Genomic DNA, 21,213 nt, shown 5'->3' with positions numbered 1-21,213 from the left:
AGCTAGCCCCACACCTCCGGCAAGCACGAGCTCTCCGGCCCCCGCCGGAACTCAGCGCACCCTATTTCCGCCGAATCACCCACCATCAGAGGAGAAAACCAGTGAAAACCGCCCCTCGCACCGCCCTCGTCGCCTCATGTCTGGCCGCCTTGACGCTCAGCGCCTGCAGCGCCTCCGCCACCGACGACGACGCCGGCTCCAGCACCGGTGAGCCGATCACCGTGGAGTACCTCTACGACACCGCGGAAATCGACGTGCCCGAGAACGGCGAGCTCACCGTGGTGGCTCCGGGCCGGTCCGATGCGGAAGTGGCCCTGGCCCTAGGAGTTGAGCCGGCCGGCATCTACGACTGGATGTGGATGGGCGAGGAGAACCACGGCGTGGGGCCCTGGGCCCAGGACCTGCTGGAGGGCGAGCCCACCTACTTGGGTGCCGCCGGTGAGGACTACGACTACGAGCTCATCCAGTCCCTGGCACCGGACCTGATCCTTGACGTGCATTCCGACCACGATGAGGCCACCTGGAGCCGGCTCAACGAGATTGCTCCCAACGTCTCCGGTCCCGTCGGGGCCACCCCATGGCAGACCGGCTGGCGCGAGCAGGTGCAGCAGATCGCTCAAGCCCTGGGCGTTCCCGAGGACGGCGAGGCGCTCATCGAAGACGTGGAGTCGCAGATCGCCCAGGCGGCCGAGGAGCACCCGGAATTCGAGGAGCTCTCTGCCGTCGCAGCCAGCAAGGTCGCAGAGTCCTACGGCCTGCATATCGGCACCGACATGCGCTGGGCCCTGCTGGAAGGACTGGGCTTCTCCCTCCATGAGCCTGCCGAGGCTCTGGCAGAGGGCGCCGAAGGCTATTTGGTGGACGTCTCCGAGGAACAGGTCGACGCCTTCGACGCGGACGCCGCGGTGTTCTTCGCCTCAGGCTTCACCCTCGAAGAGCTGCAGAACGACCCCCTGCTGAGCTCTCTGGACACGGTGCAGGAGAACCGCGCGGTCTTCATCGATCCGGACAGCGAGCTCGCCCAGGCGATCTCCGCGGGCAATGTGCTGAGCCTGCCGGTCGTGATCGAGGAGCTGCCCGCCCGGCTGGCCGAGGCTGTGCAGTAAACCTTTACTGTCGGATTGCCGGCGTCCACGCGGGCCGAATCGCGTCACAGACGCCGTCAATCCGAGAATTCTCTCCGGCTCCCTCCGTTTCCGCTCCTGTATGCCCCTTCGCCCGTAGGCTTATCCCATGCCAGAGTCGACCTCGCAGCCCAGCGCCACCGTCTCCCAGCTGAACATCACTGCAGAGGAGGCCGCCGCACGCGCGGCGCTCCTCAGCGTCAGCGACTATGAGATCCACCTGGACCTCACCGGCGACGCCGCCACCTTCGGCTCCCGCACACGGGTGCAGTTCCAGGCCCGCGGCAGCCAGCAGGAACGCGCGGCTGGCACCTGGATCGACGTCGTCGCTGATGAAATCACGGAGATCACGCTCAACGGCCAGCCCCTGGATCCTGAACTGGTCTATGACGGGGCGCGCATCAGCCTGCCGTTCCTTCAGGAGGAGAACACGCTGGTGGTAGATGCGCGCATGCTCTACTCCTCGACGGGTGAGGGACTGCACCGGTTCACCGATCCGGTCGACGGCGAAACCTACCTCTACAGCCAGTTCGAGGTTCCCGACTCCCGCCGGGTCTACACGGTGTTCGAGCAGCCTGACCTGAAGGCCCGGTTCACCTTCAGCGTGACGGCGCCGGCGCACTGGCGCGTCATCTCCAACTCGCCGACGCCCGCGCCGCAGACCTCCGGGGCGACCGCCGTATGGGACTTCGCCCCCACCGAGATCCTCTCCAGCTACGTCACCGCCATCATCGCCGGGCCGTATCAGGGCGTGGAGTCGTCTCTGACAAGCAGCGACGGACGTAAGATACCGCTGGGTATCTACGCGCGCGCCTCCCTGGCCGAGCATCTCGACGCCGAGAATCTGCTGACCGTCACCCGGGAGGGATTCGCCTTCTTCGAGGAGCAGTTCGGCCGACCCTATCCGTTCACCAAGTACGACCAGATCTTTGTGCCCGACTTCAACGCCGGGGCCATGGAGAACGCCGGCGCCGTGACGTTCCTGGAGGACTATGTCTTCCGGTCTGCGGTGCCCCAGGCCATGCATCACGCCCGAGCCATCACGGTGCTGCATGAACTGGCGCACATGTGGTTCGGAGACCTGGTCACGATGCGCTGGTGGAACGATCTCTGGCTCAACGAGTCTTTCGCCGAGTTCACCTCCACCCTGGCCGCCGCCGAAGGCACCAAGGAGTTCACTGAAGCGTGGACGGCATTCGCCGCCCTGGAGAAGAACTGGGCGTACAAGCAGGACCAGCTCTCCTCGACACACCCCATCATGGCGGAAATCCGCGACCTCGATGATGTGGCGGTCAACTTTGACGGCATCACCTACGCCAAGGGGGCCTCCGTGCTGCGTCAGCTGGTGGCCTGGGTGGGTCAGGAGAACTTCTTTGCCGGGGTCCGCAGCTACTTCTCCGAGTTCGCCTGGTCCAACACGGAGCTGAGCGACCTGATGCGCCACCTCAGCGCCGCCTCGGGCCGGGACCTGGAGGCCTGGACCGAGGCCTGGCTGCAGTCCAGCGGTGTCAACACCCTGGCGGTGGAAGCCCAGAGCGACGACGGGATCCTCACCTCTCTGCAGATCCGTCAGCTGCCGGATGAGGCGGACGGCCTGCTGCGCCCGCACCGGGTGAAGCTGGGCATCTACGACGCCGACGACGCCGGCAACCTTGTCCGCATCGCCGAGCAGGAACTCGATGTCGAGGGCGAGATCACCGACGTCCCCGCCCTGGTCGGCACCTCCCGGGGCGCCTTGATCCTGCCCAATGACGGTGACCTGGCCTATTGCCGCATTCGCCTCGACGCAGCCTCCGCGGACACCGCTAAGGCGCGCCTGAGCAGCATCACCGATCCGCTGGCCCGCACCCTGCTGTGGACCAGCTTCTGGGAGGCAGTGCGCGATGGTCTGCTGCCGGCCAGTGAGTTCCTCGGCCTGATCGCCGAGCATCTGCACGTGGAGACGGACTCCTCGGTGCTGCGGACGCTGCTGCGTCAGGTGGGCACCGCGCTGAACCTCTACGTGGCCCCGGAGAACGCCCATACCGCCAAGACCGGCACCTCATCGGTACTGCGGGCCCTGCTGGAGCAGGCAGAACCCGGCTCTGACCGGCAGCTGCAGTACCTGAAGGCGCTGTTCACCCACGCGACCTCAGAGCAGGGTGAGTTCTTGCGCGGGTTGCTGAGTGGCGGCGTCGTGCTTCAGGGCCGCAGCATCGACACGGACCTGCGCTGGGAGCTGCTCACCGCCTTGGCCTCGCTGGGCGAGGGGGACGTCGAGTCCCTTGTTGAGGAGGCCGCCGCGGCGGATGCGACCGCTTCGGGACACCTGGCGCGCATCGAGGCGCTGGCTGCTCGGCCTGAGGAGGCGGTCAAGGCAGAGACGTGGCGCAGACTCATGGTGGAGCAGTCCTTCACCAACTCGGAGCAGCGCCGGGCAATCGCCGGTTTCCGGAGAGTGCAGGAGAGGTCGCTGCTGCGGGGGTACACCCGGGAGTTCTTCGAGCGCATCCCCGGCGTATGGGCCGGAGCGTCGAAGGAGTTGGCGCTGACGCTGGCGGTGCAGCTGTTCCCCACGTGGGACGTCAGCCCTGAGACTCTGCAGCAGGCCGAGGAGACGATCGCCGCGGTGGGCCAGGAGCACCCCTCGCTGGCGCGCATGCTGGGTGAGGGCCGCGACGAGTTGGCCCGGGCGCTGAGGGCTCAGGCCACAGACGCCCAGCACGCGCGCGCTTGAGACCCGGGGCGGAGAGATGCCTCCGCCCATGGCCGCCGTGTCTGTCGGATTTAGTGCGCCTTTTCGGTCCCGGATGGGGAAAGGACGCCCTGAATCCGACACAACGCAGGAGGGAGGGGCCAGCGTAGCGGTGAAGCGGGCGCTCAGGGCTCCGGCCGCCGACGCCCGACAGGCAGGTGCCTGAGACGCCGGCGTCCCGGGGAGCTCAGCCCACCCGCAGCACCGGCTTGACCGTTTCGCCGGAGGTGCTGTCGGCCACGGCCTGTTCCAGCTGATCGAAGTCATAGAACCGAATCAGCTCGTCGAAGGGGAAGCGTCCCAGCTTGTTAAGCTGCAGCAGAGCGGGAATGAGGTCATGCGCGGTACCTCCGCCGCCCAGCGTGCCCACCACAGTGCGGCCCCACAGGAAGCTGGCGTGATCGGCGCTGAAGCGTGAACCTGCGGGGGCCCCGCCCACCAGGATGAGGGTGCCCAGCATGCCGATGATCTCGGCGGCCTCCTCGATGACGGCGATGACGCCCGTGCAGTCCACCGCGTAGTCGACGTCACCGCCGACGATCTCGCGGATCTTCTCCTTCACCCCGCCCTCGCGGGAGTTGATGGTGTGGGTGGCTCCGTACTTCTCCGCGAGCGCCAGGCGCGAGTCGTGGAGGTCCACGGCGATGATCGTGGTGGCTGGGGTGTTGACTGCGGCCATCACCGCAGCCAGGCCCACCGCGCCGGCTCCGTAGATCACCAGGGAGTCCCCCGCGGCGGGCTTGGCAGTGTTGAGAATGGCCCCCGCCCCAGTGGTGATGCCGCAGGCCAGCACCCCGGCGATGTCCAGGTCGACGTCGTCATCGAGCTTCACCACGGAGTTGGCGGTGGTGATGGAGTAGGTGGCGAAGGAGGACTGGGCGAAGAAGTGCCCGGACAGCTCTGAGCCGTCGCTCCGGCGGTAGGAACTCTGGCCTGTCTGGGGGCCGCTGTACCGGCGCCCGGAAAGGACGGCAGGACCCAGCTGGGCGCAGTAGCGGTGCTCTCCGCGGCGGCAGTTGCGGCACTCGCCGCAGAAGGGCCATCCCATGATGACGCGGTCGCCGGCCTTCACCGTGGTCACCCCGTCTCCGACCTCCTCAACGATTCCGGCGCCCTCATGACCCATGATGCCGGGCAGCGGAAGGGGCATGTCCCCGGAACGAGCGATCATGTCGGTGTGGCACACACCGGTGGAGACGACGCGGACCAGCACCTCACCGGGACCGGGAGCATCAAGCTCAATGTCCTCGAGAACGAACGGGGCATTGGTGCGCTCCACCACGTAGGCGCTGGCTTTCATGCGAACTCACTCTCAGCCGGACTCCCGGCACAGTCGTACAGCGCTGGCCGCTGCAGGGTCGTCAGTGACTCTCACAGTACTCCTGGGCAGGCACCGCGTCGACACCCTATCCGGGGTCTGAGATTCCCTCCGGGGGCCACACCTTCACGAAGTTCTCGCAGAGAACCTCCATGTCAGGGCTGAAGCTCCGGCCTGCGGCCTGGGTGACGCGCTCCCAGAACACCTGATGTTCATGGCGCCAGTGGGCCAGGCTGCGATCACCCTCCCCCTCGGTGTAGGCAAACTCGGAGGTCACCTCATCGAAGCGGCAGATCCGAAGGCCTACGGTGCGCACCACGACGCGCGGGGCTCCGTCGCCGGAACAGAAGATCGTATGCGAACCGATGCCCGGTGGCACCTCACCCTCCCAGACGTACTCGGCCAGGAGGCTGGCGGTGCCGGTCTTCACGCCTGCGGCGACCAGGCCCAGCAACTCATCGGCCAGTTCGCGGTGATCCCCGAACTGGTCCACGAGGTAGTCGGGAGCAGCGGCCGCGGCAAGGGGCTCGGCGGCGGCGTAGGCGCTCCACAGTGCGTGGGCCGCAGAATGATCGGGAGCAGCGAGCGGCTGTGGGGACAATGCAGGCATAGCCTCCACAGTATCCGGGGGAGGCGCGGCCCTACACGAACACTGAGCGCAGCAGCAGGCTCGTTTCGCTGTTGCGCACTCCCTCGATTTCGCGCATGCGCCGGAGCATCACGTCAAGCTCCTTGAGGTCCGAGCAGCTGACCTCAGCCACCAGGTCCCATTCACCGTTGGTGGTATGCAGCCGCTCCACCTCGGGGAAGCCCCGCAGTGCGGCGATGACCTTCTCCGTGGTGGTGGTACCGCCGGTGACCCCGATGAAGGACAGGGCCCGCACCCCGGTGGTGTCGCCGGCGTCGCGGGTCTTGACGCTGAAGCCGGTGATGATGCCGGCTGCGGTGAGTTTGTCGATCCGGCTGGTGACCGTCGCCCGGGAGACTCCCAGCTGCTCGGCCAGTGCGGAGATCGGAGCCCGGCCGTCCTTTCGCAGTGCCGCAATCAGTCGCCGGTCCAGATCATTCAGTCGCTCCACAGGTACATGCTATAGGTCGAACCAGGTGTAGCGTCCGCCCAGCAGGGTTGCCGCTACCGGCATGGTGCGCAGCTGGTCACCGGTGCAGAGATAGGGATCACGTTCGACGACGGCCAGGTCAGCCGCATCTCCCACTCTCACCCGGGTGCGTCCCCGAGTGGAGGAAGCCAGAGCGACCTCCATCGGAATGGCCTGCTCGGGATGCCAGGGCTCGCGGTCGCCGCGGGTGCGGGTGGTGGCCGCCGCCATCGCTACCCATGGGTCCAGCGGGGACACCGGAGCATCGGAGCCCAGGCGCAGCTCCGCACCGGCTTCGTGAAGGGAACGTAGCGCAAAGGCCCGTCCGGTGCGCCCGGCCCAGTAAGCATCGGCAACCTCGCGGTCGTCCATGGCGTGCTCGGGCTGCACGCTCGCGGCCAGCCCGAGAGCGGCGAACCGGGGAATGTCTTCATCCCTCAGCAGCTGGGCGTGCTCGATGACCCCGGTCATGCCCAGGGCTTCGAAAGCGTCAAGAACCGCGGTATTGGCCCGGTCACCGATGGCGTGGATCGCGGCGGCGATGCCTGCAGAATGGGCCGTGGCCATGGTCTGCTGCAACTGATCCAGGGGCACGGTAGCCATGCCACAGGCATGCGGATGGGCCGCGTCCATCCCCGGATACGGGTCCCAGCACCAGGCGGTGCGGGTGTTCAGCGACCCGTCGGCAATGACCTTCAGGGGCCCGACGGTCACCAGTCCCCGCTCGTCCAGGGGGTCCCCGGTTTTGACCCCGCGGGCGACTGCAGCATCCAGGTAGTCGGGCCAGATCGAGACCTCAACGCGGAGGGATTCCACTCCCGCCTGGGCGCGAAGGGGCCAGGCGGTGAGGTTGTCGGTGTTCTCGAACTCCACGATGCCGACCACCCCGCGTCGGGCAGCGGCCTCGGCGACCTGTTGGTACTGACTGGTGGTCACCTCCGTGAGGTTCTGCAGGCGCTCCAGGGCCGGGAACCACGCGTCCTCACGGACCAGGCCGCCGTCGTCGGGGGTGATCTGCAGCAGCTGCTGCCCGGCGGTGTTGGCCCAGGCGCAGTGCAGATCCCCGGAGATGAGGATGACGGGCACGCTCCCGGAATGAGCGTCCAGGGCCTCGGTGCTGGGGGTATCGGGCCAGAGCCCGTCGCGGAAGCCGTATCCCACCAGGGGTCCGCCCTCATGACGGATGATCGCACCGCGCACCAGGGCCAGCACATCTGCCGCACTGGCGGTGGCGGAGAGGTCTAGGCGTTGCTGCTGGATGGTCCACTGGGAAAAGTGGACGTGGTGGTCCCACAGCCCGGGGAGAAGGAAACGTCCGTCCAGATCATGGACCTCCACCCCGTTCCGGGAGACCTGGCCGGCGGGGGCGACGGCGTCGACAACACCGTGGCGCAGCAGCACATCTTGCAGGGGCGCGGTGCTCAGGGGATAGTCCGGCAGCCCTGCCCGGACGGCGTCGTCGGTGCCGGCGGGCGGCTGGGGCAGGCGGACATTGGTCAGCAGCAGCGGGTGGGCGCTCATCGGCTCAGGCCTCCTTCTCACCGGCTGAGGACTCTGCGCTCAGCTTCACGGCGTTGACGTGCTCCATACGCTCGGCCAGAGCGGGGTTGGTGTAGGGTCCGGGGGCGCGCAGCGTGTCAATGATGGTGCGCACCGAGGACGCCGGTTTGTCCTGACTCATCTTCTCCTTGGCCTCGAAGCGGGTCACCTCGAGCCGGAAGCCCACCGTCCCCCGGACAATACGGTGGGCGTACTCCGAGTTCTCGGCGGTGGCGTGCAGCAGGTGCGGGTCCGGGAGCACCTTCTCGAAGTGCTCCACGAGGGCGTCGAGCACCGTGAGGTTCTCCTGATCGCTGAGGATCTCCGGGGTGCCGGTCAGGTGGGCGACCGCGAAGTTCCAAGTGGGCACGTTCGGGCGGTAGCCGTACCAGCCCGGAGAGATGTAGCCATGGGGGCCCTGGATGATCGCCAGCATCTCGTGCTGCCCCAGTTGATGCTTCTCCTCATCAGGGCGCCCTACGTGGGAGACCAGCACGATCTTCTCGACACCGTCCTCAGCGGCACCGGCACGGTCGCCGAAGATGTCCTCCTCCAGCATCACCGGGTAGTGGGAGGCCACCAGGCCGGCACCGGGCACATAGGTAGTGAAAGTGCACCACGGGTTCTGCCGGATGAACTCTTTGATGCCGGCGACGTCGTCGAAGGCGTAGTCGGGGTTCTCACGCATGAATCCAACCTAATCGACGACGACGCCGGCAGCAGTTTCGTTGCGCTGCCGGTAGCGCCCGGTGCTGCTCAGTCGCCCTGTCGCAGCTGCTTCGCCAGCGCGTGGAAGCGCGGGCTGGCGTTGCCGAAGCGGTGCAGCGTCATGGACACGGCCTGCTCCTTGACCCAGTAGCGCAGCTCCACGCGGCCTGAGGCGGTGACGGCGTCGTCCAGCAGAGCGACCTCGGGGCGGTGCGCCACCGCCTGATGCACCTCGGTGCTGAGGCTGCCGAGGACCCGGACGCGGATGCCCACACCTGCATCGTGGGTGCCCGCGGCCAGGGATTCACCGAAAGCGGCGTCGTCCTCCTTGACGGAGGCTCCGATGATGCTGGGGCTGATCGCGTTGAGCGCCTTCTTGGTCTCCTTGGAGATCTTCGGGTGCACGGAGAGGTCCATGGTGGTGCCGGCGGTCATGGCAGCCAGTGCCACTCGCAGGACCTCCTTGGGCTCGACCTCGGCCCCCACGCGAAGCAGCACGTGTTCGGGCAGGTAGCGGAAGATGTTGGCCTCAGCGCTGAGCCCCGTGTGGTCCTTGGCCTGACCGAACTCCTCAGCCCATGCCGCGGCGTCGGAGGCCGCAGCAGCCTTGAGCCATGCCAGCTCCTGGGCGTCGATGAGCTTCTTCTCCGCGGCGGACTCCAGCAGGGCGGCCTGGCCGGTGCCGGCTGCCGGCGGTGCGGTGCGGGCGGCGTCGGTGATGGACACCTCGTCGGACCACTGGCCGAAGAGCATCACGTAGTTGGGACCTCCGGCCTTGGAGCCCAGACCCACCGAAGACTGCTTCCAGCCGCCGAAGGACTGGCGCTGGACGATTGCGCCCGTGATGCCGCGGTTGACGTAGGCGTTGCCGACCTCCACCTGCTCCAGCCACTGGGAGACCTCAGCAACCTCGAGGGAGTGGATGCCGCCGGTGAGGCCGTAGTCGACCTGATTCTGCAGCGCGATCGCTTCGTCAAGGTTCTTGGCCTCCATGAGACCCAGCACCGGGCCGAAGACCTCTGTGAGGTGGAAGAAGCTGCCGGGCTTCACGCCGGTCTTGATACCGGGGCTCCAGAGCTTGCCGGTCTCATCGAGTTGCTGGGGCTCCAGGAGCCAGGACTCGCCCGGCTCCAGGGTGGTCAGGGCCCGGTGCAGCTTCTCGCTGGGGTCCTCGGTGAGCGGACCCACGGTGGCCGAGAGATTGGTGGGCCAATCCACCACCAGGGACTTGGCGGCGTCGACCAGCTGACGGCGGAACCGCTCAGAGCTGTAGACGCTGCCGACGAGGATGCCCAGGGATGCAGCGGAGCACTTCTGGCCCGCGTGGCCGAAGGCGGAGTTGACCAGGTCCGCGACCGCCAGATCACGGTCAGCGGCGGGCGTCACGATCAGCGCGTTCTTCCCCGAGGTTTCGGCGTTGATGCGCATCTGGGGCTTCCACGAGCGGAAGAGGGCGGCAGTCTCGGAGGCGCCGGTGAGAATGACGCGGTCGATGCCGTCGTGGCTGACCAGCTTCTTGCCAGCTTCGCCCTCGAAGGGGTAGACGCCGTGGAGCACCTCACGCGGTACGCCGGCCTCCCACAGGGCCTCCAGCAGTGCCATCGAGCAGTGCGGGGTCGGGTTCGAGGGCTTGTGGATCACCGCGGCACCTGCGGCCAGGGCGGCAACAGTGCCGCCAAAGGGGATGGCCAGCGGGAAGTTCCACGGCGGGGTGACCAGCACGAGAGCATCGGGAGTGAAGCGGGCGTTGTCCACACGCTCCAGCTCCAGCGCGCTGTGGGCATAGTACCGGGCAAAGTCAATAGCTTCAGAGACCTCGGGGTCGGTCTGCGCCACGGACTTGCCCACCTCGGCTGCCGCCAGGGAGATGAGGTGCCCGCGGCGAGCGGCCAGAATATCGGCGGCCCGGTAAAGGATGCGGGCACGCTCTGCGGCAGGACGGGCCGCCCAGTCAGCGGCCGCGGCACGGGCCCGCTCCACGAGCGGGTCGATGTCGGCCTCGGTGACGGTGTCAGGCACCGGCTGGGTCGCCAGCCATTCCGGAGTGGCCCGAGCCATGGCCTGCTCGGCCCAGCGCTGGTTGGCCTCCAGCGCGGGGTTAGTGTCGGGCTCATTGATGAAGGCCGGAATCTCGGTGTACTCCGGCAGTGGAGCCTGCTCCTCAGCCAGGCGGTCCTGCAGATGAGCCGGATTCGGCGGGGTGTGTCCTTTGGTCTCGATCAGTTGCGCCAGAGCGTTGAGGGAACCACGGAAGCGCTTCTCCTCGCGGTCGAAGATCTCGCTGCCCTGCCCCCGTTCGTCCACGGAGAGGTCGAAGATGCCGGACATGAAGTTCTCGCTGGCGGCGTTCTCCTCCAGTCGGCGCACCAGATAGGAGATGGCGACGTCGAACTCTGACGGGCGCACTGCCGGCACGTAGAGCAGCAGGTCTCCCACATCCTGGCGGACCGCGGCCTGCTGCTCGGCGGCCATTCCCTGGAGCATCTCGAACTCCAGCTGCTCGGCCACGCCGCGCTCGGCGCCCAGCAGGTGGGCGAAGGCGATGTCGAAGAGGTTGTGGCCTGCCACGCCCAGGCGCACGCCACGCACGTTCTCGCGCGTCAGCAGCCAGTGCAGCACCAGCTTGTAGTTGGCATCGGTGGCCTCCTTGGACTCACACGTCACCACGGGCCAGCCGGCGATCTCACCGTGCACGCGCTCCATAGCGAGGTTCGCGCCCTTGACCAGACGCACCTTGATGCCGGCGCCGCCGTCGTCGACCCGCTTGTTGGCGAACTCCGCAAGCTCCTGCATCGCGCCCAGAGCATCGGGGAGGTAGGCCTGGAGGACAATTCCGCCCTCATAGCTCTTCATCTGCTCCATGGACAGCAGACGCTTGAAGACCGCAATGGTCAAGCGCAGATCGCGGTATTCCTCCATGTCCAGGTTGATGAACTTGGAGCCGGCGGGCGCCTTGGCGGCCTCCGTGTAGAGGGGGATGAGGCGCTCCACCACGTAGTTGACCGTCTCCTCGAAGCCCCACATGGAGATCTGGGAGGCGATGGAGCTGACCTTGATGGAGACGTAGTCGACGTCGTCGCGGCGCAGCAGCCGCACGGTGTCCTCCAGGTGCTTATTCGCCTCCTCCTCGCCGAGGACGGCCTCACCCAGGAGGTTGATGTTCAGGCGGTTGCCGTCCTTCTTGATGCGGGCCACGGCCTTGCCGAACTGCTTATCGCGGGCGTCGACGACCATGTGGCCGACCATTGAGCGCATGCGGGTCCGGGCGGCGGGAACCACGACGTTCGGCAGCATCCGGCCCAGGGCGGAGCCGGCCTGAATCTGCGCGCGGTCCAGCGCCCCGAGGGTGTCAGGGGCCAGCTCGCCGAGCTCGGCGAGTGCGGAGGCCGCGGCCTTGGAGTCCTCGGTGCGGATGACCCGGTCCACGAAGCCGACGGTGAAGTCCAGGCCGGTGGGGTGGGAGAGCACGGCGGAGAGCCGCTCGGCCGAAGCGTGGGGCTTGATGCCGGAAGTCTGGGTCTGCTGCAGCCAGTGGCTGACCTTCTCCACCGCAGCATCACCCAGGCGGGCAAGCTCATCGCGGACGGCGGGGGCAGAGGTCGGGGCGGGTGTGGTCTCGCTCATACACCTCAGAGTAGGAAGGCTCCCTGGGCTTTTCGGGAAAACCGAACAGTGATTCACGGAAGCGTCGGATGATCAGTAACATCGGCGTCATGCTGAACCTCCATCGCCTTCGTCTGCTGCACGCCTTCCGGCTGCGCGGCACCGTCTCCGCGGCGGCGGAGGCCATGGGCCTGAGTCCCTCCACCGTCTCCCAGCAGCTGACCCAGCTGGAGCGCGACGCCAGCGCTGAGCTGTTTCACCGCAGCGGCCGGACCCTGCGACTCACCCCTGCCGGTGTGCGACTGGCTGAGCATGCCCGGATGATGCTGGACCTGGAGGATGAGGCACTCCGCTCGCTCTCCGCCGGGGAGCCCGAGCTCTCCGGTGTGCTGCGGCTGTCCGTGTTCCAGTCGGTGGCCCTGACCCTGGCGCCGGCGGCGCTGAGCCGACTGAAGGCGGATCACCCGGACCTGCGGGTGGAGGTGGTGCAGGCGCCTCCGGAGCAGGCGCTCTTCGACTTGGCGGGGCGGCGCCACGATGTGGTGGTGGCTGAGCAGTATCCGGGGGTTAGCCGGCCCCGGCAGGCCGAGTTCGACAGTGAGGTCCTGGGCACTGACCGGCTGTGGGTTGTGGTGCCCGCGCCGCTGGCCGGTACTGCACCGGAGGATCTGGACGCCTATCCGTGGGTCATGGAGCCTCCTGGGACGGCGTCGCGCGAATGGTGCGTCCAGCAGTGCCGGGCCCTGGGATTTGAGCCGGACGTGCGGTTCACCACTGATGATCTGCTCTCTCACCTGCAGCTGATCCGTGCTGGGCTTGCGGTGGGGATCCTGCCTGAGCTGCTGCTGAAGGAGCAGGACACCGACGACGTCGCCCTCCTGCCGCTGCCGCAGGCGCCCGCCCGGACCATCTACACCACGGCGCGGCGGTCCTCGGCAGAGACCCCCGCCGCTCAGGCCTGCCGCACCGCGCTGCGCGAGGCCTTCACCGACGCCACGCAGGGCTGACCCGGTCGAGGCCGGTCCTTACGTTCGGTGATGGATTGTGGCGCTATCTGGCGGCATATTGCGCCCTAAATACTGCGAAAGTCCATCACCGAACGCTGCTTGGGAGCCGAATCAGGCCAGCAACGGCTGAACCGAGCCCCAGATCTCCACGAAGGCGGGAACAAGCGAAAGCACCAGCAATCCGGCCATGACCAGGTTGAACACGCGCAGATGTGAGGACTTAGAGATGAACCGCCCGGCCCCGACACCCAGCAGAGTCCAGGCGACGGTGCAGGGTGCGCCAAAGACGAGCGCGAAGGCAGCAATAACCAGCACCTCGGCCAGGAACGATTCCCAGAACCCGGTGAAGGTCGCCAGCGCAGCCACGGCCAGGGTCCACGCCTTGGGATTGACGAACTGGAACAGCGCCAGCTGCATGAATCCCGGGGGCCTGCCTTCGCGGCGGGCCTGCAGATTGGTGGGGCCGGTGGCGATCTTGTAGGCCAGCCACAGCAGGTAGGCCACGCCGATGGGGCGCAGCACGTCCAGCACCACCGGCCACTGGGCCAGGACCTGTCCCAGACCCAGGCCCACGAGCACGATCATCACAGGGAACCCGACGTTAACGCCCAGCACCGCGGGAAGAGTGCGGCGGAAGCCGAAGCTCGCACCGGAAGCCATCACGATGGTGTTGTTGGGCCCAGGGGTGCCGGCACCAGCGACCACAAAGAGCATGAGAGAGAGCAGCTGCACCCTATGAACCTACCTTCTGGGAGACGGTGCGCACGCGCACGGCGGCCGCTGCGCAGAGGATCACGGCGACGCCGCCGAGCACGGTGAACCAGGTCAGCGCCTCGCCCAGGATCAGCGCGGCCCACCCCAGGGTCAGTACCGGCTGGATCAGCTGCACCTGGCTGAATCGGGAAATGGGCCCTAGTCCCAGCCCGCGGTACCAGGCGAAGAATCCTAGGAACATGGAGAGGACCCCCAGATAACCGAAGGCCGCCCATTGCGTCAGCCCTGCCTGTGGCGGATGGTGGGCCCAGGCCAGAGCCGTCAGCACCGTCATCAGCGGCAGCGTCAGGACCAACGCCCAGGCGATGGTCTGCCAGGCGCCGAGCTCGCGGGCCAGCATTCCCCCTTCGGCATATCCGAAGGCCCCGGCCACGACCGCGGCGAAGAGCAGCAGATCGGTCCAGCACCGCGCGCCCGGTACCCACGAACAGGCAGACCGCTGCCCTGGGTCCTCGGCCTCATGACGGAGGACAACTGGCCTCGGCACTGCGGATACCCTCCCGGGAGGGGTTGGGCCTCGGATCGGGGTTCCCGGACGCGGATCTGCTCCCCGAGCGACTGGTGCGCACCGCCTTTGCCCGTGCTGCCCGCAGCCGGACCATCCTGACCTGGCCGTCCGCTGCGGGACTGCCCGATCTGCGCGCCTGGTTCGCCGCTGAGCTGGCAGCCGTGACAGAGCCCAGCGCCCCTGCCCCCACCGCAGGGGACGTGATCATCTTCCCGGGCAGCCAGAGCGGTCTCTCCGCCGCGTTCCGAGCCTTGGTGGGCCCCGGAGAGCCGCTGCTCATCGAATCCCCCACGTACTGGGGCGCGATCCTCGCCGCAGCCCAGGCCGGCGTGCAGCTTGTGCCCATCCCCCGCTCGCCCCAAGGGCCCGATCCGGCCGACGTCGACCGCGCCTTCACCCAGACCGGGGCGCGCGCCTTCTACGTCCAGCCCCACTACGCCAATCCGCACGGGGCGCTCTGGTCTGCCTCGCTGCACACACAGGTGCTGACCACGGTGCGTCGTCACGGCGCGTTCCTGATCGAAGACGATTGGGCCCACGACTTCTCGATCGAAGGCGCGCCTCGACCAGTCGCCGCTCAGGACGAGGACGGGCATGTGATCTACCTGCGCTCTCTGACCAAGAGCGTCTCCCCCGCGGTCCGTGTGGCAGCGGTGATCGCGCGCGGCCCGGCGCGACAGCGGCTGCTCCACGTGGCCCAGTCAGAGTCGATCTACGTCAGCGCCGCACTGCAGATGGTGGCCCTGGACGTGGTGACCCAGCCGGCCTGGCGCACGCACCTGCGCCACCTCGGTCCGCAGCTGGGAGCCCGCCGAGACCTGCTCGTCCGCTCGCTCAGCGAACATGCCCCTGCCCTGGAGCTGGAGCATGTCCCCCGCGGAGGGCTGCAGCTGTGGGCGCGCCTGCCCGGGCAGGCCGACCTGGCCGAGGTGCTTCGCCGTCTGGACCAGGTCGGGGTGAGTGTGGTGCCCGGCAACGAGCCTTTCCGGCCGAGCCGACGGCACCGTATCTGCGCCTGACCTACGCGGGACCCGACCCGGCAGTTACGCCGATGCTGCCCGCTTGGTGGGTCAGGCAGTGGAGGATTCCCTGCGCTCCGCCTGAGCGTCGTGATGGCAGGACTGCACTGCTACAGTGCACGAGTGGATCTGCGAGTCTCTGCCTACGCTGTGATCACCGACGACGCCGGGCGCATGCTTCTGCCCCACTGGCACGAACCCGGGGCCTCGGGAGGCTGGACCCTGCCCGGCGGCGGAATTGACCCGGGTGAGGATCCTGTTGACGCCGTCGTGCGGGAGGTTTTCGAGGAGACCGGCTACACGTGTGAAGTGGATGAGCTGCTGGGCATCGACAACATGGTCATCCCCGGCGAGCGCCGCCTCTCCCCTGCCAAGCTCGGCATTCCGATGCAGGCGCTGCGCATCATCTACCGCGCCCATCTGACCGGCGGTCAGCTGCGTGTCGAAGAGGACGGCAGCACCGACGACGTCGCGTGGTTCCCCCTCACCGAGGTGGACTCCCTGCACCGCGTCTCCTTGGTGGACATCGGACGGAAGATGGCCGGCCTGCGCTGACCAGCCCCGCACCACGCGGTTCCGCTCACGACTCAGCCTCTGCGCGCAGACCTAACGCTGGCGAACCACGCCCCCGCAATGATCATCGCGCAGCCCAGCAGCTGCCAGAGAGTGGGAACCTGGTCGAACAGCACCACACCGAAGCCGAGGGCGAAGACCGCGCTTAAGAGCATCAGCGTGCTCGACGTGGTCTCAGAGACTCTGGTCATCGCGATGTTGAAGCACAGATAGGTGACCACCTGCCCCACGAACGCCAGCGCGAGGAACCACAGCCACCCCGTTCCCTGCGGCACCGTCAGCCGCCCGGAAGCCAGCGCCGCCACCAGCGTCACCAGACCGGCTGAGAGGCAGACGATGGCCAGCACCGTGAACGGCGCCGGCCTCAGCGTGGGCGGGGCGGTTCGTCGGATGATCGCCAGATAGAGCGCATACCCGGTACCCGCAGCAAGACCGGCGAGCACGCCCGTGAGGTTCAGCGAGCCGGCGTCGAAGGCCCCGGCGGTCAGCGCCACGCCCAGCAGCATGAGCGGCACAATCCAGGCCAGCGCCGGCATCGGGCGCACGCCCTCGACCATCCAAGCGATGAGGGGAAGGATCACCAGCTGAATGTTGATCAGCACCGTGGCGATGCCGGCGCCGATGAGCAGGATGGAGGTGTTGTAGAAGCTGTAGTCCACGCCGATAGCCACGCCCGCGACGACGGCACCGACCAGCGTGGCACGCGGAAGCGCCGCGCTGCGCTCAACCCGACCGAGTTCCCACAGGGCGAAGGGCAGCAGCATCGGCACCGCGAGCAGACAGCGCCAGGCGGCGGTACTGATGGGCTCAGCGTCGATGGCCGAGATCATGGCCGCCGACCCGGCGAGCGCCAACGTTCCCACCAGCATGAGGATGACTCCCTGTGAGGCGTAGGAGGAAGCCGAAGGGCGGGCAGCGGAGTTCACTGTCACATCATAGGAGCGAACCGCGCGGCACAGCCGACGGGTCGCCACCGTCCGGGAATGCCCGCCGGTCTCTCCACGGCCGGCATTCAGGCGTTCAGGCATTTGGGCGTGAGTCTCTTATAGGGTCGGAGAATGGAGACCCCAGCCGCACAGCCGGTCAGTCCGGAGAGCGCCCCTGACAGTGATCCGCGCCAGAGGCGGCTGGTCCCGGAGAGCCTGACCGCCTCCCAGCAGATTGAGCGCAGTCCGGAGTTCCGGGCCGACCTGGAGCGCATCCGCTTCTCCCCGTACTATTCCCGGCTCACTGCGGTCACCCAGGTGATCTCTCAGACCGGAGCTGGCCTGGCTATTCACAATCGGCTCACGCATTCGTTGAAGGTGGCTGCGGTCGCACGGTCCATCGCCGTCTCGCTCCAGGCTGATACGAGCTCGGCAGGTCAGACCATCGAGTCCCTGGGAGGCTGCCACCCCGCCGTGGTGCAAGCCGCTGCCGCGGCCCATGACCTGGGACACCCGCCGTTCGGGCATCTGGGTGAGCAGACCCTGGACCGGCTGGCCCGTCAGCACCTCGGCCTGGCGGAGGGATTTGAGGGCAACGCCCAGTCCTTCCGGATCCTGACCCGCCTGGACGAATTCGACCGCGACGGCGCGGGCCTGAACCTGACCGCCGCCGTGCGGGCCGCAGTGCTGAAGTATCCCTGGCTGCGCCAGGAGGGCCAGGGACGCGACGGCGGGGCAGAGACTCCCCGCGGCCTCGCGCCCTCACCCGACGGCGCCGGCGCGAGGAAGTTCTCGGTCTATTCGCTTGATCTTCCCGCGATGCAAGACGCCCGCGGCGCCTATCCCCGCATTGCCGAGCATCAGCAGACGGTGGAGTGCTCGGTGATGGACATCGCCGATGACATCGCCTATTCGCTTCATGACCTGGACGATTTCTATCGGGCCGGCCTGCTGAATCAAGCGGCGATCTCTGCGGAGTTCCGGGCTTGGCAGCGGGGACGCCGGAAACTGGCTGCCCTCGACAGTGCGGAGCTGGTCTTAGGCGGACGCATCCCCGGGTACGCCCTGGAGCTGCTGTGGCGCCGGTTGCAGCGCAAGGATTCCTGGATCGCTTCGGCAGATGCCTTCCAGGAGGCGGTGGACCGCGTCTTCACCGAGGTGGTGGATGGTCTGCTGCAGTCGCCCTTCGACGGCTCCCGCGACGCGGAACGGGCGCTGGCCACTTTCACCGCCCGCTGGATCGACCACCTGCAGACGTCGGTAGTGGTCCACGCCTCGCCGCCTCCGCGTTCAGGCCATGTGAGTCTGAACCAGGCCGCCTGGCACGAGGTGTCTGTCCTGAAGTTCCTGCACGAGCGCTTCATCCTGGACCGTCCGGACCTCACCGTCTACCAGCGCGGGCAAGCCAGGCTGCTGGAACGGCTGATCCGCGGCTTCGCCGCGTGGCTGGATGACCCCGCCGACGCCCGTCGCGCTCCGCGCCGCCTTCTCGACCTGGTGGACCTGGCACTCGAGGACTACCTCCGCCTGGCCCGCACCGCGCCCGAACTGCTCGATACCCGGAACGAATCAGCCCTGCGCCACCGAGCCAGGGGACGCGGAATCATCGACTATGTGGCCTCACTGACCGATGCTCAGGCCACGTCCCTGGACCAACTCCTGGCAGGCACCTCAGAGCGACTGTGGGATGCCGGCCAGGGGCTCTGAGCTGGTTCCGCGGGCGGGGAAACCCCGTCGCGCTAGCCTCAGCGCCCCTTGAAGCCGCGCAGGCGCAGAGAGTTGGCCACCACGCTCAGCGAGCTGAGGACCATCGCAGCCCCGGCCAGCATGGGGTTGAGGATGCCCAGGGCGGCCAGCGGAATGGCGGCGGTGTTGTAGCCGAAGGCCCAGAAGAGGTTCTCCCTGATGGTGCGCAGTGTGCGCCGGGAGAGGCGGACGGCGTCGGCCACGCTGCGCAGGTCCCCGCGGATGAGGGTGATGGCAGCCGCATCGATAGCCACATCCGTTCCGGTGCCCATCGCGATGCCCAGATCCGCCTGGGCCAGGGCCGCGGCATCATTGACCCCATCCCCGACCATCGCAACCTTTGCGCCGTCCTCCTGTAGTCGACGGATGGCCGCGACCTTGTCTTCAGGCATGGCTTCCGCGATGACCTGATCGATCCCGACCTCCTGCGCCACCCGGCGGGCAGCTCCCTCGTTGTCTCCGGTGAGCAGCACCGGCGTCATACCTAGCTGCCTGAGCTGGGCGACGGCGTCGGCGGAGGTGTCTTTGACGGTGTCCGCAGCAATGAGGACCCCGGCGAACCGCCCGTCGACGCTCACCAGCACCGGCGTGCTGCCCTTGGCCTCGGCCCGCTCCAGCAGGCCGTTGACGTCCTCGGGCAACTCCACCGACTGGTTGCGCATGAACGTGCGGCGGCCGATGAGCACCTCATGGCCCTCCACAATCCCGCTGACTCCGCGGCCCTGGTGTGTCGTGAAACCCTCGGGAGTGGGCAGGGTGCCCCGGCGCGAGCCGAGCGCCTCCCGCGCTGCGTTGGTCACCGCGCGTGCGATGGGATGCTCGGAGCCGGATTCCAGTGCGCCGGCGAGCCTCAGCAGGCGCTCCTCTTGGAAGCCGGCGGCAGCGTGCAGAGCGGTGAGCTGCATGGCGCCGGTGGTCACGGTGCCGGTCTTGTCCAGCACCACGGTGTCGATGCCGCGGGAGGTCTCCAGGACCTCGGGCCCCTTGATGAGGATGCCCAGCTGCGCTCCGCGTCCGGTTCCCACCAACAGGGCGGTGGGAGTAGCCAGACCCAGGGCACAGGGGCAGGCGATGATCAGGACGGCGACGGCTGCGCTGAACGCCGGCTCCGCCGGGGCTCCCGCAAGCAGCCAGAGCCCCAGGGAGAGGACGGCGATGACCAGCACTATAGGTACGAAGATCCCGGAGATGCGGTCGGCCAGTCGCTGGACCTCGGCTTTGCCCGACTGGGCCTCCTCCACCAGTGCAGCCATCTGCGCTAACTGCGTATCGGCACCGACCCGGGTGGCGCGCACGACCAGGCGTCCGGAGGTGTTCACCGTGGCCCCGGTGACCGCATCGCCCTCGGCGACCTCCACGGGCACCGACTCGCCGGTAAGCATCGACATGTCGACCGCGGAAGCACCGGTGATCACGGTTCCGTCGGTGGCGATCTTCTCCCCCGGGCGGACCACAAACTCATCCCCTGGACTCAGTTCGGAGATCGGGATGCGGATCTCCTGGCCGTCCTTCAGCACGGCTGCCTCCTTGGCCCCCATAGTCAGCAGCGAGCGCAGCGCGGCACCAGCCCGAGCCTTGGAGCGCTTCTCGAAATAACGCCCCAGCAACAGGAAGGTGGTGACGGCGGTGGCCACCTCGAGGTAGATGTTGGCGGCCCCCGTACTGTGCCCCGAGACCCAGTAGGGCTCCTCGAACAGCCTGAAGGCGTGGCGCATCCCGGGGTCTCCGGCATGTCCGAAGAGCAGGGCATAGAGTGACCAGGCCAGCGCGGCGAGGGTCCCCAAAGAGACAAGAGTGTCCATGGTCGCGGTACCACGACGGGCGTTGAGCACCGCGGCTCGGTGGAAGGGCCAGCCTGCCCAGAGCACCACCGGCAGGCTCAGAGCCAGCGAAGCCCAGGTCCAATAGTCGAACTGGGCGGCGGGCACCATCGCCCACACGAGAACCGGGAGGGTGAGCAGGGCCGCGAGGATGAGCCGGATGCGCAGCGACTTCAGGTCCTGGGCGGCGAGGTCAGTGCCGGCGTCGTCGTTCATGGGCTGCGGGGCAGCGGCGGTGTACCCGGTCTGTTCCACCGTGCTGATGAGCGTTTTCAGAACCCCCTCGTGGCTGTCCTGCTCGGCGGCACCAGAGTCCTCGAGGGTGATCCAGGCCTTTTCAGTGGCGTAGTTGACACTGGCATTGACACCCTCGAGCTTATTGAGCTTCTTCTCCACGCGGGCGGCGCAGGCGGCACAGGTCATACCGCCGATCTGCAGCTCGATCCGCTCAGGCGTGCGCTCCCGGCTTCCCCCGCGACTCATGAGGAGCGGACCGCCTGGTACCCGGCCTCCTCGACGGCGGCGATCACCGACTCGTCGGTCACGGTCTCCCCATCCTCCACGGTAAGGGAGAGAACCCCGGCGGAGGCACCGACCTGCGGATGGATCACACCCCGCAGCGCGGAGACCTCCTCGGCAACGGCCTTCTCACAGTGTCCGCAGGACATCCCCGTCACGGTGTAGGTACGAGTCTCAGGCACGGCAGCTCCTCCTGAA

At 67.7% G+C, this 21,213-nt stretch carries 16 protein-coding genes and 1 pseudogene; 6 read left to right on the top strand and 11 right to left on the bottom strand.

The annotated features are described in order from the left end of the window. The first annotated feature begins 101 nt into the window (after positions 1–101). Together RH857_RS07240 and pepN are read left to right on the top strand one after the other, a co-directional pair. The gene (locus tag RH857_RS07240; protein ID WP_310537306.1) at positions 102–1,106 is read left to right on the top strand and encodes an ABC transporter substrate-binding protein; all 1,005 of its coding nucleotides are present in this window, start codon (positions 102–104) and stop codon (positions 1,104–1,106) included. 127 nt (positions 1,107–1,233) lie between these two features. Continuing rightward, positions 1,234–3,840 (top strand): aminopeptidase N, encoded by a 2,607-nt coding sequence (pepN, locus tag RH857_RS07235; protein WP_310537305.1) that lies wholly within the window; start codon positions 1,234–1,236, stop codon positions 3,838–3,840. 205 nt (positions 3,841–4,045) lie between these two features. Here the strand turns inward: pepN and RH857_RS07230 are convergent, their stop codons facing one another. The 6 genes from RH857_RS07230 to RH857_RS07205 all read right to left on the bottom strand — a co-directional run bounded on the left by RH857_RS07230 (position 4,046) and on the right by RH857_RS07205 (position 12,144). After that, the gene (locus RH857_RS07230; RefSeq protein WP_310537304.1) at positions 4,046–5,158 is read right to left on the bottom strand and encodes an NAD(P)-dependent alcohol dehydrogenase; all 1,113 of its coding nucleotides are present in this window, start codon (positions 5,156–5,158) and stop codon (positions 4,046–4,048) included. A 106-nt stretch (positions 5,159–5,264) separates the two neighbouring features. Beyond that, positions 5,265–5,786, bottom strand: coding sequence for an ASCH domain-containing protein (locus RH857_RS07225; protein ID WP_310537303.1), 522 nt, complete (start codon positions 5,784–5,786; stop codon positions 5,265–5,267). Positions 5,787–5,817: 31 nt separating this feature from the next. Beyond that, on the bottom strand, positions 5,818–6,255 hold the full coding sequence (locus RH857_RS07220; RefSeq protein WP_310537302.1) for an Lrp/AsnC family transcriptional regulator: 438 nt from the start codon (positions 6,253–6,255) through the stop codon (positions 5,818–5,820). Between the two features lie 9 nt (positions 6,256–6,264). Next, positions 6,265–7,794, bottom strand: coding sequence for an amidohydrolase (locus RH857_RS07215; RefSeq protein WP_310537301.1), 1,530 nt, complete (start codon positions 7,792–7,794; stop codon positions 6,265–6,267). A gap of 4 nt (positions 7,795–7,798) precedes the next feature. Further along, entirely contained in the window at positions 7,799–8,500 is a 702-nt protein-coding gene (locus RH857_RS07210) for an FMN-binding negative transcriptional regulator (protein WP_310537300.1), read from the bottom strand. Between the two features lie 68 nt (positions 8,501–8,568). Further along, positions 8,569–12,144, bottom strand: coding sequence for a bifunctional proline dehydrogenase/L-glutamate gamma-semialdehyde dehydrogenase (locus RH857_RS07205; RefSeq protein WP_310537299.1), 3,576 nt, complete (start codon positions 12,142–12,144; stop codon positions 8,569–8,571). A 68-nt stretch (positions 12,145–12,212) separates the two neighbouring features. Here RH857_RS07205 and RH857_RS07200 point away from each other — a divergent pair, with 68 nt between their 5' ends. Further along, complete coding sequence (locus tag RH857_RS07200) at positions 12,213–13,130, top strand: LysR family transcriptional regulator (protein WP_310537298.1); 918 nt, start codon at positions 12,213–12,215, stop codon at positions 13,128–13,130. A gap of 111 nt (positions 13,131–13,241) precedes the next feature. On the opposite strand, the gene RH857_RS07195 is transcribed toward RH857_RS07200, so the two are convergent. Both RH857_RS07195 and RH857_RS07190 read right to left on the bottom strand, forming a co-directional pair. Then, entirely contained in the window at positions 13,242–13,862 is a 621-nt protein-coding gene (locus tag RH857_RS07195) for a LysE family translocator (protein ID WP_310537297.1), read from the bottom strand. 1 nt (position 13,863) lies between these two features. Beyond that, positions 13,864–14,307 (bottom strand): annotated as a pseudogene (locus tag RH857_RS07190) (EamA family transporter); the annotation flags it as partial. A 107-nt stretch (positions 14,308–14,414) separates the two neighbouring features. On the opposite strand from RH857_RS07190, the gene RH857_RS07185 reads away from it, so the two are divergent. Continuing rightward, positions 14,415–15,431 (top strand): aminotransferase-like domain-containing protein, encoded by a 1,017-nt coding sequence (locus RH857_RS07185; RefSeq protein WP_310537296.1) that lies wholly within the window; start codon positions 14,415–14,417, stop codon positions 15,429–15,431. 123 nt (positions 15,432–15,554) lie between these two features. Further along, a complete protein-coding gene (locus tag RH857_RS07180; protein ID WP_310537295.1) occupies positions 15,555–15,986 on the top strand; it encodes an NUDIX hydrolase in 432 nt (143 codons plus the stop codon). 32 nt (positions 15,987–16,018) lie between these two features. On the opposite strand, the gene RH857_RS07175 is transcribed toward RH857_RS07180, so the two are convergent. Next, a complete protein-coding gene (locus RH857_RS07175) occupies positions 16,019–16,930 on the bottom strand; it encodes a DMT family transporter (protein ID WP_310537294.1) in 912 nt (303 codons plus the stop codon). A gap of 132 nt (positions 16,931–17,062) precedes the next feature. Between RH857_RS07175 and RH857_RS07170 the strand changes: the two genes are divergently transcribed. Beyond that, positions 17,063–18,637: a deoxyguanosinetriphosphate triphosphohydrolase family protein gene (locus tag RH857_RS07170; RefSeq protein WP_310537293.1), complete on the top strand. Its 1,575-nt coding sequence runs from the start codon at positions 17,063–17,065 to the stop codon at positions 18,635–18,637. A gap of 38 nt (positions 18,638–18,675) precedes the next feature. Here the strand turns inward: RH857_RS07170 and RH857_RS07165 are convergent, their stop codons facing one another. Together RH857_RS07165 and RH857_RS07160 are read right to left on the bottom strand one after the other, a co-directional pair. After that, positions 18,676–20,979: a heavy metal translocating P-type ATPase gene (locus RH857_RS07165; RefSeq protein WP_310537292.1), complete on the bottom strand. Its 2,304-nt coding sequence runs from the start codon at positions 20,977–20,979 to the stop codon at positions 18,676–18,678. After that, complete coding sequence (locus RH857_RS07160; RefSeq protein WP_310537291.1) at positions 20,976–21,197, bottom strand: heavy-metal-associated domain-containing protein; 222 nt, start codon at positions 21,195–21,197, stop codon at positions 20,976–20,978. Before RH857_RS07160 ends, RH857_RS07165 begins: the two co-directional genes overlap by 4 nt. Positions 21,198–21,213: the final 16 nt, after the last annotated feature.

This window comes from Nesterenkonia flava (assembly GCF_031432335.1).
Classification (GTDB): domain Bacteria; phylum Actinomycetota; class Actinomycetes; order Actinomycetales; family Micrococcaceae; genus Nesterenkonia; species Nesterenkonia flava.
The sequence above is the reverse complement of the archived record's forward strand: the minus strand, read 5'-3'. Positions and strand labels throughout refer to the sequence as shown.